Genomic DNA, 14,488 nt, shown 5'->3' on the forward strand with positions numbered 1-14,488 from the left:
GCACACTCGTCAGCACACGAACAGTGAAACAGCCGCCGTCCGGGGCGGCAAACCGGTCCACTCCGTGGGATCGTCGTGGGCAATCCGGCCTCGCACCGGCTCCGAAAGCCGTACGAGACGAGAGCGGGTGGTCATGGCCGAACGGGTGCGCAGGGTGCGGGAAGCACGCACCGAACCGGTGAACGAGATCGGCGCCGAGCTGCTGCAGCGCGTCGCACGCGGCGACGAGCCCGCGTTCGAGCAGCTGTACGACCTGCTGGCGGGACCGGTCTTCGGGCTGGTGCGCCGGATCGTGCGCGATCCGGCCCAGTCGGAGGAGGTCGTGCAGGAGGTCATGGTCGAGCTGTGGCGCACCGCCGCCCGGTACTCGCCGGACCGCGGCAGCGCGACCACGTGGGCGATGACGCTGGCGCACCGCCGTGCCGTGGACCGGGTCCGGTCCGCACAGGCCGCCGCCGACCGCGACGAGACCATCGGCAGACGCGACGTGGACAGGCCGTTCGACGAGGTGGCCGAGCAGGTGACGACGCGGCTGGAACAGGAACAGGTGCGCAGGTGCCTGCGCACGCTGACCGACCTGCAGCGCGAGTCGGTGCTGCTCGCCTACTACGGCGGCCGCACGTACCGGGAGGTCGGTGAGCTGCTGGACACGCCGCTGGGGACCATCAAGACCAGACTGCGGGACGGCCTCATCCGGCTGCGTGACTGCTTGGGGGTGGCCTGATGACGACGGCGGACATCCACGCGCTGACCGGTGCGTACGCGCTGGACGCGGTGTCCGGCGCGGAGCGGGAGGCGTTCGAACAGCACCTGTCCGAGTGCGACTCGTGCGCGCAGGAGGTGCGGGAGCTGCGGGAGACCGCGACCCGGCTGGGGCTCGCCGCGGCGAGCGACCCGCCAGCCGAGCTGAGGGCCAGGGTCCTCGGCCAGGTCAGGACGGTGCGGCAGGAGCCCCCCAGGACCACGGTGACGCCGCTGCGGCGCCGGGACCGCGGCGGCCTCGCGCTGCGGCTCACGAGCGTGGCGGCCGCGGTGCTGTTCGCGGCCGCGGTCGCGCTCGGCGTGATCGTGGTGCGGCAGAACGACGAGCTGGACCAGACCAGGGCGCGGGCGGCGGAGATGTCGGAGATCCTGCGCGCAGGCGACGCGCGGGTGGTGACCGTGGACAAGGGCGAAGACGGCCGCATGACCGTGGCCATGTCCCGGTCGGCGAACCGGATGCTGCTGCTGACCGACGGTCTGCCGGACCCGCCTGCCGGCAAGGATTTCCAGGTGTGGACGGGCCACGGCGGCACGATGGTCTCCGCCGGTGTCCTCGATCCGAGCGACGGCGAGGCGCTGCTGGAGATCTCGGACTTCGGTGACGCCGACGCGATCGGGGTGACCCTGGAACCGGAGGGCGGCTCCGAGGAACCGACACTGCCCCCGGTCATGGAGGTCCCGCTCCCCGCATGACCCCCGCCCCTGCCATGAACGACGCTCCCGGGACGTCGCGTGTCCCGAGCGCGTCGTTCATGGCACCCGGCGGTCAGCGTTCCGGTTTGGTCTTGCGGCCGATCAGTTCGTTCGCCATCTCGCGGGGGTCGAAGCCGTCGTGGCACACCCGGTGCACCACCTCGGTGATCGGCATCTCGACGCCGTTGCGCAGCGCCAGCTCACGGATCGACGAACAGGACTTCACGCCCTCGGCGACCTGGCCGTGCATCGCCGCCTGCGCCTGCGCGACGGTCTCACCACGACCGAGCCGCTCGCCGAAGGACCGGTTGCGCGCGATCGGCGACGAGCAGGACGCCACCAGGTCGCCGAGCCCCGCGAGACCGGCGAACGTCATCGGGTCCGCCCCCAGCTTCGCACCGAGGCGCGCGGTCTCCGCGAGCCCTCTGGTGATGAGCGTGGCGAGCGTGTTGTCGCCGAACCCCAGCCCACCGGCCATGCCACAGGACAGCGCGATCACGTTCTTGCACGCACCGCCCAGCTCGCAGCCGACCACGTCGGTGTTGGTGTACGGGCGGAAGTAGCCGGTGGTGCACGCCTTCTGCACGGCGACCGCCCGGTCGTGGTCGGTGCACGCGACCACCGACGCGGTCGGCTGTTCCGCCGCGATCTCCGGCGCCAGGTTGGGGCCGGTCACCACGGCCACCTGGTCGTCCGGCACGCCCATCACCTCGGTGATGACCTCGCTCATCCGCTTCAGCGTGCCGAGCTCCACGCCCTTCGCGAGGCTGATCAGCGTGCAGGACGGGTCGATCAGGCCGCGCCACGCCGTGAGGTTGTGCCGCAGGCTCTGGCTCGGCACGGCGAGCACCACGTCGGTCGCACCGTCCAGCGCCACCCTCGGATCCGATGTGGACTCGAGGTTCGCGGGCAGCGGCACGCCCGGCAGGTAGTCCGGGTTCTCCCCGCGCTGCGCGACCGCCTCGGCCACCTCGCGGCGCCGCGCCCACAGGACCACGCTCGTGCCGGCGTCGGCGAGCACCTTCGCGAACGTCGTGCCCCACGACCCCGCGCCGAACACCGCGAACCGCATCTCACCCATCGGTGCCTGCGCTCTTCTTCTTGGCCCTGGCCGGGCTGTAGAACCCGTCGGGCGCCGGCTCGTCCCGCAACCCGGCGAGCTGTTCGCGGACCCGCGTCATGAGGAAGTCGGTCACCTCGCGCAGCAGGTCGTTGTCCAGCTCGCGGCCCTTGAACCGGGACAGGTCGACCGGCTCCGACACGTCGAAGGTGACCTTCTTGCGCGGGAACGGCCGGAACTTCTTCGTGTAGCTGTGGAGGATGTCCCTGGTGCCCCAGCGCGCCGCGGTGATCACCGGTACGTCGTTCTCGAGGCAGTGCACGGCCAGGCGCGCGACCCCGGTCCGCGACCGCATGGGCCAGCCGTCGGGGTCCTTGGTGATCGTCCCCTCCGGGTAGATCACGATGAGCTTGCCGTTGTCCAGGGCCTCCCGCGCCGCGACGAGGCTGTCACCCGCGCTGGCGCTCTCCCGGTACACCGGGATGCTGCCCGCACCGGAGATCATGCGCTTGAAGACAGGCACGCGGAACAGGCTCGCCTTGGCGAGGAACCTCGGCACCCGTCCGTTGCGGTGCACGAACACCGCGTCCATCGGCGGATCGAGGTGGGAGATGTGGTTCATCACCAGCAGGATGCCACCCGAACGCCGGATGTTCTCCGCGCCGTTCATGGTCGTCTTGCCAAGCCAGGCGATCGGGTAGAAGACCACCGCCGTCATCCACACCCAGAAGCCGCTCTTCTCCAGTCGCGCCGGCACCCGTCCTCCTCATCAGCAACACATTCCCGCCCCGCAGCACCGCTCGGAGTTTCCGATGAGTATGCCCCGGCGTCGGCGAAGGGCCGCCGGGTCCTGCACGATGGGCAGGTGGAGCGTGGAGCAGACCTGGTCGTGCCGATCAAGCGGCTCGACCGCGCGAAGTCCCGGCTGCGTGGCGCCGTGTCCGATGTCGAGCACGCCGAGTTGGTGCTCGCGCTGCTCCTGGACACGGTGACGGCCGCGCTGTCCGCCGAGGGCGTGCGCCGGGTGCTGGTGGTGTGCGAGGACGAACGGGTCCCCGCCGCGCTGCGCGGCACCGGCGTCGAGTGCGTCGACGAGCGCGGGCTGCCAGGGCTCAACGCGGCGCTGACGTTCGGCGCGGAGTCGCTGCGCACTCCCTCGGGCACTGTCGGTGCGCTGCAGGCCGACCTGCCCGCGCTGCGCCCCGCCGACCTGTCCGCCGCCATCGAGGAGGCCGGCGGGCGGCGCGCCTTCTGCGCGGACCGGCAGGGCACCGGGACCACACTGCTGCTCGCCGCGCGCGGCGAGCAGCTCGACCCGCGTTTCGGACCGGGTTCGGCCGGCGCGCACGCGGCCACCGGCGCGGTCCGCGTCGGCGCGTCCCGCCCGTCGCTGCGCTGCGATGTGGACACCGGACACGATCTCGGCGTCGCCGCCGAACTCGGTCTTGGTGTGGCCACGGGAAAGTTCACCGGCTCGTTCGACCTGCGGTGCACCACGTCGCCATAAATGCTGGACAATGGCACTGTGAGCACCGAGACCAGCCCTGAGCAGTCGTCCGAGCCGGAGCAGGCGGAGCACGTGCCGGAAACCCGCCCGGTGCCGTCCTCGCCACCCGCCGTGACACCGGCCGAGGCGATCACGGACCTGCCGGACGACCGGTACCTCAACCGGGAGCTGTCCTGGCTGGACTTCAACGCCAGGGTGCTCGCACTCGCGGAGGACGCGTCGCAGCCGCTGCTGGAGCGCGCGAAGTTCCTGGCGATCTTCGCGTCCAACCTCGACGAGTTCTACATGGTGCGGGTCGCGGGGCTGAAGCGGCGCGACGAAACCGGCCTTTCCGTGCGCAGCGCGGACGGCCTGACCCCGAGGGAACAGCTCGCCTACATCGCCAAGCGCAACCAGGAGCTCGTCGCGCAGCACGCGAGCGCGTGGGAGAAGCGGCTGCGGCCTGCGCTCGCCGAACAGAACATCCGGATCGCGGGCTGGGCCGACCTGACCGACGACCAGCGGGAGCGGCTCGCCAGGTACTTCCGCGAGCAGATCTTCCCCGTGCTCACCCCGCTCGCGGTCGACCCGGCGCACCCGTTCCCCTACATCTCCGGGTTGTCGCTGAACCTCGCGGTGACCGTGCGGGACCCGAACGGCGGCGGCGAACGGTTCGCCCGCGTCAAGGTGCCGGACAACGTGTCCCGGCTCGTGCCGGTCGACCTGAGGCGCGAGGAGCGCAGCGCGCTGTTCCTGCCACTGGAGACGCTGATCGCGGCACACCTCGACAACCTCTTCGCGGGCATGCAGGTCACCGAGGTGCACGCCTTCCGCGTCACCCGCAACGCCGACCTGGAGGTCGAGGAGGACCAGGACGAGGACCTGTTGAAGGCACTCGAACGTGAGCTGGCGCAGCGCCGGTTCGGCCCGCCGGTGCGGCTCGAGGTCGCCGACGACATGAGCGAGCACATGATGGAGCTCCTGCTGCGGGAGCTGGAGGTCGACCCGCACGACGTGGTCGTCGTGCCAGGGCTGCTGGACCTGTCGTGCCTGTGGCAGCTCCACGGTGTCGATCGGACAGACCTCAAGGACCCGCCGTTCGTGCCGGCGACGCACCCCGCGTTCGGTGAGCGGGAGACGCCCAAGAGCGTGTTCGCGACGCTGCGCGAGGGCGACGTGCTGGTGCACCACCCGTACGACTCGTTCTCCACGAGCGTGCAACGGTTCATCGAGCAGGCCGCCGCGGATCCACGCGTGCTCGCGATCAAACAGACGCTGTACCGGACCTCCGGCGACTCCCCCATCGTCGAGGCGCTCATCGACGCGGCCGAGGCAGGCAAGCAGGTCGTGGCGCTGGTGGAGATCAAGGCGCGGTTCGACGAGCAGGCGAACATCAAGTGGGCGCGGGCGCTGGAGAAGGCGGGCGTGCACGTCGTGTACGGCATGGTGGGGTTGAAGACCCACTGCAAGACCGCGCTGGTGGTGCGGCAGGAGGGGTCGGTGATCAGGCGTTACTGCCACATCGGCACCGGCAACTACAACCCGAAGACCGCGCGCCTGTACGAGGACGTCGGCCTGCTGACGGCGGAACCGTCGATCGGCGCGGACCTCACGGACCTGTTCAACGTGCTGACCGGGTACGCGCGGCAGGACACATACCGCTCGCTGATGGTGGCGCCCTACGGGATCCGGCGCGGCATCGTGGACCTGATCGAGCGGGAGACCGAGCACCTGCGGGCGGGCCGCCCGGCCGGGATCCGCGTGAAAATCAACAGCCTGGTGGACGAGCAGGTCATCGACGCGCTGTACCGGGCGTCGCAGACCGGGGTGCGGGTCGACATCGTCGTGCGCGGCATCTGCGCGCTGAAGCCGGGCATCGAGGGGCTGTCGGACAACATCCGCGTCCGGTCGATCCTGGGGCGGTTCCTCGAGCACTCCAGGGTGTTCCACTTCCTCGGCTCGGACGAGCACTGGTTCGGCAGCGCGGACCTGATGCACCGCAACCTGGACCGGCGCGTCGAGGTGCAGGTGCGGATCACCGACCCGAAGCTCACCGCGCAGCTGGACGGCATGTTCGAGTCCGCACTGGACCCCGCGACCCGCTGCTGGGTCCTCGAGCAGAACGGCGACTGGACCGCGTCACCGGCGGAAGGATCGTCCGTGAGAGACCACCAGGCGCAGATGCTCGCCCGGCACCGTGCGCTTGGCTAGTCGCATGCCGGGAAACGTGGCCGCGGCGGGCGCCGTCGTGTGGCGACCGCGGGACGGGGCCGTCGAGGTCGCGCTGGTGCACCGGCTGCGGTACGACGACTGGACGCTCCCCAAGGGAAAGCTCGAAGCCGGTGAGTCCGTGCGGGCCGCCGCGTACCGGGAGGTGCGGGAGGAGACCGGTGCGCGGGTGTCGCTGGGCCGGTTCCTGGGCCGCACGCGGTACCGCGTGGGGACCGACCACAAGGTGGTGGACTACTTCGCCGCCCGCTACCTCGACGGTGCGTTCGTGCCTTCGGAGGAAGTGGCGGAGCTGCGGTGGATGCCGGTGGCGGACGCGGCCGGGCAGCTGTCCCACGACCGCGACCGCCCGGTCCTGGCGGCGTTCTCCGCGCTGCCTGCCGACCTGACCACGTTGTTGCTGGTGCGGCACGCGAAGGCGGGCAGCAGGGCGCAGTGGGAGGACGCGGACGAGCTGCGCCCGCTGTCCCGCAACGGGGAGAAGCAGTTGCCGCCGCTGCGCGCGCTGGCGGCGATGTACGGGGCGGAACGGGTGCACTCGGCACCGCTGGTGCGGTGTGTGGAGACGGTGCGGCCGATGGCGGTCGACGCCGGTGTGCCCGTGGTGGAGGAGGAACTGCTGACGGAGCGGAAGTACGAGGGCATGGCGGAGGCCGCGCGGGACCGCCTCGCGGAGATCGCGGCGGCGGGCGGGGTTTCCGTGTTGTGCAGCCAGGGCGGGGTCATCCCGGACCTGGTGTCGCGCGTCGCGGCCGGATCAGGGCTGGCCGTGCCCCGGCGGGTGGAAAGCAAGAAGGGCAGCGTATGGGCCCTCTTCTTTACCGGAACCCGCCTCGTGGCCGCGGACTACATCCGGGTCCCGTAAATCCACCCCAAGCAACGCTTTCGCACACCTGTCCGATGTGGCCAAACCGTTTCCCCCTCCGCGAGTCCCCCTTTCAGAACCCGCGAGTCCCCGGTTCAGAACCCGCGAGTCCCCGGTTCAGAACCCGCGAGTTCCCCTTTCGGGACCCGTGAGTTCCCCTTTCGGGACCCATGAGTCGCCGTTTCGAGATCGTCACGAACGGGTTCCGAAAGGGCTACGTCGAACCGTTCTGTTCCCGCCCCGGAACGGCGAACCAGGCGGCCGAACGGGGTGATTCGCGCTCTCGCACGCGACGGGACCGACGGGGGTGCCGCCGCCACACGCGGCGCGAAAGTCCTGCTCACGCCCACCTCAGGGCGTTCAAGCGATCCTGTGTGTCCGGTCCGGAACGGCCGAAGGCCGCCACCCACGGATGGGCGGCGGCCTTCGGCTTCTTGCTCTGTCGTTACTTCTTCTTCGCGGCGGTGGTCCGCTTGGCGGCCGTGGTCTTCTTCGCGGCAGTCGCCTTCGCCGGGGTCGCCTTGGCAGCCGTGGTCCGCTTGGCAGCCGTCGCCTTGGCCGGAGCGGCCTTCTTGGCGGTGGTGGCCTTCGCGGTCGACTTGGCAGCCGTCGCCTTCGCAGGCGCCTTGGCCGTCGTCTTGGCGGCGGCGGCGCGAGTGGCCGGCTTGGCGGCGGCGGTCCGCGTGCTGCGCGTGGTGGTGGCAGCGGCGCGGGACGCCGGGCGGGAAGCCGCGGTACGCGTGGTGGCAGCAGCGCTACGCGCGGTGGACGCCGCGGCGGTCTTGCGCGGTGCGGCCACCTTCGGCAGCTTCTTCGCGCCGCTCACCACGTCCTTGAAGGTCGTGCCGGCACGGAAGGCAGGCACGTTGGTCTTCTTGACCTTCACCGTCTCACCCGTGCGCGGGTTGCGCGCGGTCCGAGCGGCGCGGGCACGCTTCTCGAACACACCGAAGCCGGTGATGTTCACCTTCTCGCCCTTGTTGACCGTGCGGACGATCACATCGACGAGACCATCGACCGCAGCGCCTGCGGCCTTCTTGTCGCCGAGGCGATCCGAGAGCGCCTCGATGAGTTGGGCCTTGTTCACCCTTCAGTCCTCCGTTGACCACAGTTGCGTTCTCGGCCAAACCGGCCGACTTCTGGCCACCGTATGCCTAACTCGGCACAATTTCCACGCGACTCGCCCATTTTCCCCATCCGGGGGGTCGGATTTCGTTGCGTGGCTGCTTATTCGACGGCCTCAGGACGGGAGTGTAGAGGTGGTCGGCTTCCACGGTTCCCTTGACTCCTCGAAAGACCCGATCTCCCCTTCGTGCCGCAGCGTGAGGGCGATGTCGTCGAGCCCTTCCAGCAGGCGCCAGCGGGTGTAGTCGTCGATCTGGAACGGGGCCGTGAAGTCCTTGGCGCGCACCGTCTTGTCCCGCAGATCGACGGTCACCTCGGTGCCCGGCTCGTTCTCCAGGAGCTTCCACAGCAGCTCCACGTCCGCCTGTTCGCACTCGGCCGCGACCAGCCCCTGCTTGCCGGCGTTGCCGCGGAAGATGTCCGCGAACCGGGAGGAGACCACCGCCCGGAACCCGTAGTCGGACAAGGCCCAGACGGCGTGCTCCCTGGAGGACCCGGTGCCGAAGTCCGGCCCGGCCACCAGGACGCTGCCGGCCCGGAAGGGTTCCAGGTTGAGCACGAACTGGTCGTCCTGGCGCCAGGCTGAGAACAGACCGTCCTCGAAACCGGTCCGGCTCACCCGCTTGAGGTACACGGCGGGGATGATCTGGTCGGTGTCCACGTTGGACCTGCGCAGCGGCACCCCGACCCCGGTGTGCGTGATGAACGGTTCCATCGTCGTTTGCCCCTTTCAGGCCAGGTCTTCGGGCGAGGAGAGGGTGCCGCGGACCGCCGTGGCGGCGGCGACGAGCGGCGAGACCAGGTGGGTCCGCCCGCCCTTGCCCTGCCGTCCCTCGAAGTTGCGGTTCGATGTGGACGCGCTGCGTTCACCGGGCTTGAGCTGGTCGGGGTTCATGCCAAGGCACATGGAGCAACCGGCCTGCCGCCACTCGGCCCCCGCGTCGAGGAAGACCTGGTGCAGACCCTCGGACTCGGCGGCCGCGCGCACCCGCATCGACCCCGGCACCACGAGCATCCGCACGCTGTCGGCGACCTTGCGGCCCCGCAACACGTCCGCGGCGGCCCGCAGGTCCTCGATCCGGCCGTTGGTGCACGAGCCGAGGAAGACCGTGTCGACGTGGATGTCGCGCAGCGGCGTGCCCGGCTCCAGGTCCATGTACGAGAGCGCCTTCTCCGCGGCGAACCGCTCGTTCTCGTCGCCGATCGCCGCCGGGTCGGGCACCCGCCCGGAAAGCGGGAGGCCCTGACCGGGGTTGGTGCCCCACGTCACGTAGGGGGTCAGCGCGCTCGCGTCGATGCGCACCTCGGCGTCGAACTCCGCGTCGTCGTCGGTGCGCAGCGCGCGCCACGCCCGCACCGCGGCGTCCCACAGCTCCCCCTCCGGCGCGTGCGGGCGGTCCTTCAGGTAGGCGAACGTGGTCTCGTCCGGTGCGATCATCCCGGCGCGGGCGCCTGCCTCGATGGACATGTTGCACACGGTCATCCGCGCTTCCATCGACAGCTTCTCGATCGCCGCGCCCCGGTACTCGAGCACGTAGCCCTGCCCGCCGCCGGTGCCGATCCTCGCGATGACCGCGAGGATCACGTCCTTCGCGGTGACGCCGGGGCGCAGTTCCCCGTCCACGGTGATCGCCATCGTCCTGAAGGGCCGCAGCGGCAGCGTCTGGGTGGCGAGCACGTGCTCGACCTCCGAGGTGCCGATGCCGAACGCCAGCGCGCCGAACGCGCCGTGGGTGGAGGTGTGGCTGTCACCGCACACCACCGTCGTCCCCGGCTGCGTCAGGCCGAGCTGCGGGCCCACGACGTGCACGATGCCCTGCTCCGCGTCGCCCATCGGGTGCAGCCGGACGCCGAACTCCGCGCAGTTCTTGCGGAGTGTGTCGACCTGCGTGCGGGACACCGGGTCCGCGATCGGCAGGTCGATGTCGATCGTCGGGACGTTGTGGTCCTCCGTGGCGATGGTGAGATCGGGCCTGCGCACGCGACGACCGGACAGCCGCAGACCGTCGAACGCCTGCGGGCTCGTCACCTCGTGGACGAGGTGGAGGTCGATGTACAGCAGGTCCGGCTCCGCGCCGCTGCCCCGCCGTACGACGTGTTGATCCCATACCTTCTCGGCAAGCGTCTTTCCCATGCCTTCTCACCCATCGAGTTCACAAGTTGGGTTCCCACGTTCTGAAATACTGGACATCCCATATAGCGGGAACATAATATCGAGACGTGGGACAGCATAGCGGCATCGGCGTACTGGACAAGGCAATGGCGGTCCTGCAGGCGGTCGCCAAGGAGCCTTGTGGACTGGCCGAACTCTGCACGCGCACCGGCCTCCCCCGCGCGACCGCGCACCGGCTCGCGGTGGGCCTGGAGGTGCATCGCTTGCTGCGCAGAGGAAGCGACGGCCGGTGGCGGCCGGGTGCCGCACTGGCCGAACTGGCGGGCGGCGCGGTGGACCCGTTGCTGGACGCGGCGAGCAGCGTCCTGCCGAGGCTCCGCGACCGCACGGGCGAGAGCGTGCAGCTCTACCGCCGCGACGGCGTGCACCGGATCTGCATCTCCACCGCGGAGCCGCCGAGTGGCCTGCGCGACACCGTTCCCGTCGGCGCCAGGCTCCCGATGACCGCGGGCTCCGGCGCGAAGGTCCTTGCGGCGTGGACGGACCCGGCCACCCAGCGCGCGCTGCTCGCGGAGGCGGTGTTCGGCGAGCGCGCGCTGCTCGAGGTGCGGCGGCGCGGCTGGGCGCAGAGCGTGGCGGAGCGGGAACCAGGCGTGGCAAGCGTGTCCGCGCCGGTACGCGACGCGGCGGGCCAGGTCGTGGCCGCGGTGTCGGTGTCCGGTCCCATCGACCGCATGGGCAGGCGCCCCGGCGCGCGCTGGGCCGCCGACCTCCTCGCCGCCGCGGACGCGCTGCAGACCCGCCTCTAGATCGTCCACACCGATCATCTCCAGTGGACGGTCCGGCGCCGCGCTGCGCGACCGTCCGGGCACGGTACGCGACGTACCGCCCGTTCTTTCGTCAAGCAGCAAGAGTCTCTGTTGGTGGTTCGTCCTCGCCGCCGGGCAGGTCTCGGGGTGGCAGGGAACCCCTTGTGATGGGCTTGCGCCACCATCGGGGTTGCGAAGGGCTCGGCGTTGACGAAGAACGTCACGACGGGGCGGAACCCGGGGAACTCCTCGGCCCCGCTGCGCGGGCCAGGGCGCGTAGCGCCCTGGCTTTGGCGGGACATCAGCGACGTCTTGGACCGTGGCCCAGGCTCCGCGGGGCAGACCGCAAGACCAGTGCTACTGCTGGCGGCGGGCGAAGGCGGGGGCGTGTTCCGGGCGGAAGCCGCGGCCGACGACGTAGGCCGGGATCCGGCGCAGCTTCGGGAAGCGGGTCAGCATCCGTATCGGCAGTGGGAGCTTCGTAGCGCGGGCGATCTCGATCTCGCCCGCAAGGGCAGGCTTGAGCACCCGCGCGTGCAGGAACCGCTGCCCGCCCTGTGTGATGACCGTCGGCAGGAACCTGCGGCGCTGCACCTTCGCCAGGTCGCCGGTCGCCACCGTGCCCTCGCGAAGAGGTGTGGCCAACAGGGTGGCCGCCGCGACCGCGTCCTGGACCGCCAGATTGATACCGACGCCACCGACGGGTGACATCGCGTGTGCGGCGTCACCGATGCACAGCAGGCCCTCGGTGTACCAGCGGGTGAGCCGGTCGACGCGGACGTCGAGGAGCTTCACGTCGTCCCAGGAGGACACCGCGTCCACCCGGTCGGTCAGCCACGGCGCCACCGCCGCGATGCTCTCGACCATCGCCGACACCGGCACGGTGCGCTCCTGCGCGTCGGTGCCCTTGCGGATCAACACCGCGGTCTGCCAGTAGTCGTTGCGGTCCAACATGACCACCGCGCGCTGTCTGCTCATCACGCCGACGCCGCCGCGGGGGTCGTCGTCGTGCCTCGGCAGCCGGAACCACCAGACGTCCAGTGGTGTCGGGTAGTCCCTGACCTTCATGCCCGCCGCGGAGCGCAGCACCGAGCGGCGGCCGTCGGCCGCGACGGTGAGGTCCGCGAGGATCCGGCCGGTCTCGCCGGCCGCCGTGCGGTACTCGACGCCTGCCACCCGTCCGTGTTCCCGTACGAGGTCGACAGCCTCGGTCTCCATGCGGAGCGTGAACCCCGGTTCCTGCTTCGCCGCGTCCGCCAGCAGGTCCAGCAGGTCCCACTGCGGCACCATCGCGATGTAGTTGTGCTTGCCGGGCAGCTGGGTGAAGTCGCCGAACTGCACCATCCCCCGCGGTGTCGGCAGCTGCGCCTGCTCCAGCTTGCTGTACGGCAGCTTCGCGAACTCCTCCCCCAGCCCGAGTTCGTCGAGCAGGTCGAGTGTCGTCGGGTGGACGGTGTCGCCCCGGAAGTCGCGCAGGAAGTCGGCGTGCTTCTCCAGCACGGTCACCGCGATGCCCGCGCGGGCGAGCAGGAGGCCCAGCACCATCCCCGCGGGGCCGCCACCGACGACCAGGCACGTGGTCCGTTCGGTCTTCGTCATGACCCCTCCCAGCTCAATTCATCTCATGTTGAATAACTTCAGGATGCACCCGTCGGCACCGGACGTCAAGGCGGATACGCTGATCGGGCCATGGCTACCGCAAACGCCGAGGTCCGTGTCCGCTTCTGCCCGTCACCGACAGGCACGCCGCACGTTGGCCTGATCCGCACCGTCCTGTTCAACTGGGCCTTCGCCCGCCACCACGGCGGCAAGCTGGTGTTCCGCATCGAGGACACCGACGCCGCGCGCGACAGCGAGGAGAGCTACCACGCGCTGCTGGACGCGTTGCGGTGGCTGAACATCGACTGGGACGAGGGCCCCGAGGCCGGCGGCCCCGACGGCCCGTACCGCCAGAGCGAGCGCGGCGACATCTACCGCGACGTCGCACGCAGGCTCCTCGATGCGGGCGAGCTGTACGAGTCCTTCTCCTCCAACGAAGAGGTGGAGGCGCGGCGCAGGACCGCGGAACAGGACCCCAAGCTCGGCTACGACAACGCCGACCGCGACCTGACCGGCGAACAGAAGGCCGCGTTCCGTGCGCAGGGCCGCGAACCGGTGCTGCGCCTGCGGATGCCCGACCACGACATCGCGTTCGAGGATCTGGTGCGCGGCGAGATCGTGTTCAAGGTCGGCAGCGTGCCCGATCCGGTGCTGGTGCGCGCCAACGGCGCCCCGCTGTACACGCTCACCAACCCGGTCGACGACGCGCTGATGCGCATCACCCACGTGCTGCGTGGTGAGGACCTGCTCCCGTCGACGCCGAGGCAGATCGCGTTGTACGAAGCGCTGCGGCGGATCGGCGTCGCCTCGTTCACGCCCGCGTTCGGACACCTGCCGCTGGTGCGCGGCGACGGCAACAAGAAGCTGTCGAAGCGCGACCCGGAGTCGAACCTCTTCCACCACCGCGAGCGTGGCTTCGTGCCGGAGGGCATGCTGAACTACCTCGCGCTGCTCGGCTGGTCGATCGCCGAGGACCGGGACATCTTCACGATGGACGAGATGATCGCCGCGTTCGACATCTCGAAGGTCAACGCGAACTCGGCGCGCTTCGACGCGAAGAAGGCGGAGTCGATCAACGGCGAGCACATCCGCCGGCTGGCGCCCGAGGTCTTCGTCGAGCGCGTCATTCCCCACCTGGTGTCCGCGAAGCTCCTACCGGAGAATCCGTCGAGTGCCGAACTGGACGCGCTGCGCGCCATTTCCCCACTGGTCCAGGAACGTGTCACCGTGCTGTCCGAGGTGGTGACGATGGTCCGGTTCCTCTTCCTTCCGGAAGAGGAGTTCGCGGTGGAACCGGAGTCGGCGGCGAAGGCACTCGGCCCTGCGGCGGCACCGGTGCTCGAGGCGAGTATCACCGCGCTCGACGGTGTCGCGGAGTGGTCGACGGCCGCGATCGAGGAGGCGCTGAAGGCTGCGCTGATCGACGGGCTGGGCCTCAAACCACGCAAGGCGTTCGCACCGGTGCGGGTCGCGGCCACGGGCCGGACGGTGTCCCCGCCGCTGTACGAGTCGCTCGAACTGCTCGGCCGCGATCGGTCACTCTCGAGGTTGCGTGCGGCACTTACCGACACTCCGGTAACGCCAGGGTGATGAACAGCGATACAGCCTAATCGTCGCTGACTCGGACCTCACTGACTTAATCGAGTCAGAGTCCACACAATCACCTTTATAGCCGAATCGAAGGGTGCCCCGGGCGGCCTAATCTCTGCTGATGACCTTTGGGCTCGTGCCGTTTCCTGCTGCCTCC

Annotated in this window: 13 protein-coding genes; 7 read left to right on the forward strand and 6 right to left on the reverse strand. The window is 70.2% G+C overall.

What is annotated here, in order from left to right; all coding sequences use genetic code 11:
• Positions 1 to 133: 133 nt before the first annotated feature.
• Together sigK and ACFPCV_RS23540 are read left to right on the forward strand one after the other, a co-directional pair.
• Entirely contained in the window at positions 134 to 724 is a 591-nt protein-coding gene (sigK, locus tag ACFPCV_RS23535) for an ECF RNA polymerase sigma factor SigK (protein WP_378058460.1), read from the forward strand.
• Positions 724 to 1,455 (forward strand): anti-sigma factor, encoded by a 732-nt coding sequence (locus ACFPCV_RS23540; RefSeq protein ID WP_378058461.1) that lies wholly within the window; start codon positions 724 to 726, stop codon positions 1,453 to 1,455. Before sigK ends, ACFPCV_RS23540 begins: the two co-directional genes overlap by 1 nt.
• Positions 1,456 to 1,528: 73 nt before the next feature.
• Here the strand turns inward: ACFPCV_RS23540 and ACFPCV_RS23545 are convergent, their stop codons facing one another.
• The gene (locus ACFPCV_RS23545) at positions 1,529 to 2,536 is read right to left on the reverse strand and encodes an NAD(P)H-dependent glycerol-3-phosphate dehydrogenase (RefSeq protein WP_378058462.1); all 1,008 of its coding nucleotides are present in this window, start codon (positions 2,534 to 2,536) and stop codon (positions 1,529 to 1,531) included.
• Positions 2,529 to 3,233, reverse strand: coding sequence for a lysophospholipid acyltransferase family protein (locus tag ACFPCV_RS23550; RefSeq protein WP_378058740.1), 705 nt, complete (start codon positions 3,231 to 3,233; stop codon positions 2,529 to 2,531). Before ACFPCV_RS23550 ends, ACFPCV_RS23545 begins: the two co-directional genes overlap by 8 nt.
• Positions 3,234 to 3,380: 147 nt before the next feature.
• Here ACFPCV_RS23550 and cofC point away from each other — a divergent pair, with 147 nt between their 5' ends.
• Genes cofC through ACFPCV_RS23565 form a run of 3 tightly spaced genes read left to right on the forward strand, consistent with a single transcriptional unit; the run spans position 3,381 to position 7,095 of the window.
• On the forward strand, positions 3,381 to 4,022 hold the full coding sequence (cofC, locus tag ACFPCV_RS23555) for a 2-phospho-L-lactate guanylyltransferase (protein ID WP_378058463.1): 642 nt from the start codon (positions 3,381 to 3,383) through the stop codon (positions 4,020 to 4,022).
• Positions 4,023 to 6,212 carry an RNA degradosome polyphosphate kinase gene (locus ACFPCV_RS23560; protein ID WP_378058464.1) on the forward strand — a complete coding sequence of 730 codons (2,190 nt, stop codon included), beginning with the start codon at positions 4,023 to 4,025 and terminating at the stop codon, positions 6,210 to 6,212.
• 4 nt (positions 6,213 to 6,216) lie between these two features.
• On the forward strand, positions 6,217 to 7,095 hold the full coding sequence (locus ACFPCV_RS23565) for an NUDIX hydrolase (RefSeq protein WP_378058465.1): 879 nt from the start codon (positions 6,217 to 6,219) through the stop codon (positions 7,093 to 7,095).
• A 445-nt stretch (positions 7,096 to 7,540) separates the two neighbouring features.
• Here the strand turns inward: ACFPCV_RS23565 and ACFPCV_RS23570 are convergent, their stop codons facing one another.
• The 3 genes from ACFPCV_RS23570 to leuC all read right to left on the reverse strand — a co-directional run bounded on the left by ACFPCV_RS23570 (position 7,541) and on the right by leuC (position 10,354).
• Positions 7,541 to 8,182, reverse strand: a complete 642-nt coding sequence (locus tag ACFPCV_RS23570) for an HU family DNA-binding protein (RefSeq protein ID WP_378058466.1) — start codon at positions 8,180 to 8,182, stop codon at positions 7,541 to 7,543.
• Positions 8,183 to 8,335: 153 nt separating this feature from the next.
• Positions 8,336 to 8,935 carry a 3-isopropylmalate dehydratase small subunit gene (leuD, locus tag ACFPCV_RS23575; protein WP_378058467.1) on the reverse strand — a complete coding sequence of 200 codons (600 nt, stop codon included), beginning with the start codon at positions 8,933 to 8,935 and terminating at the stop codon, positions 8,336 to 8,338.
• Between the two features lie 15 nt (positions 8,936 to 8,950).
• Positions 8,951 to 10,354 carry a 3-isopropylmalate dehydratase large subunit gene (leuC, locus tag ACFPCV_RS23580; RefSeq protein ID WP_378058468.1) on the reverse strand — a complete coding sequence of 468 codons (1,404 nt, stop codon included), beginning with the start codon at positions 10,352 to 10,354 and terminating at the stop codon, positions 8,951 to 8,953.
• A gap of 86 nt (positions 10,355 to 10,440) precedes the next feature.
• Between leuC and ACFPCV_RS23585 the strand changes: the two genes are divergently transcribed.
• Positions 10,441 to 11,142, forward strand: a complete 702-nt coding sequence (locus tag ACFPCV_RS23585; protein ID WP_378058469.1) for an IclR family transcriptional regulator — start codon at positions 10,441 to 10,443, stop codon at positions 11,140 to 11,142.
• Positions 11,143 to 11,499: 357 nt separating this feature from the next.
• Here ACFPCV_RS23585 and ACFPCV_RS23590 read toward each other — a convergent pair whose 3' ends face one another.
• Entirely contained in the window at positions 11,500 to 12,741 is a 1,242-nt protein-coding gene (locus tag ACFPCV_RS23590) for an FAD-dependent oxidoreductase (protein ID WP_378058470.1), read from the reverse strand.
• Between the two features lie 90 nt (positions 12,742 to 12,831).
• Between ACFPCV_RS23590 and gltX the strand changes: the two genes are divergently transcribed.
• Positions 12,832 to 14,331 carry a glutamate--tRNA ligase gene (gltX, locus tag ACFPCV_RS23595; protein WP_378058471.1) on the forward strand — a complete coding sequence of 500 codons (1,500 nt, stop codon included), beginning with the start codon at positions 12,832 to 12,834 and terminating at the stop codon, positions 14,329 to 14,331.
• Positions 14,332 to 14,488 lie beyond the last annotated feature (157 nt).

The sequence above is a fragment of the Actinophytocola glycyrrhizae genome (assembly GCF_042653545.1).
GTDB lineage: Bacteria > Actinomycetota > Actinomycetes > Mycobacteriales > Pseudonocardiaceae > Actinophytocola > Actinophytocola glycyrrhizae.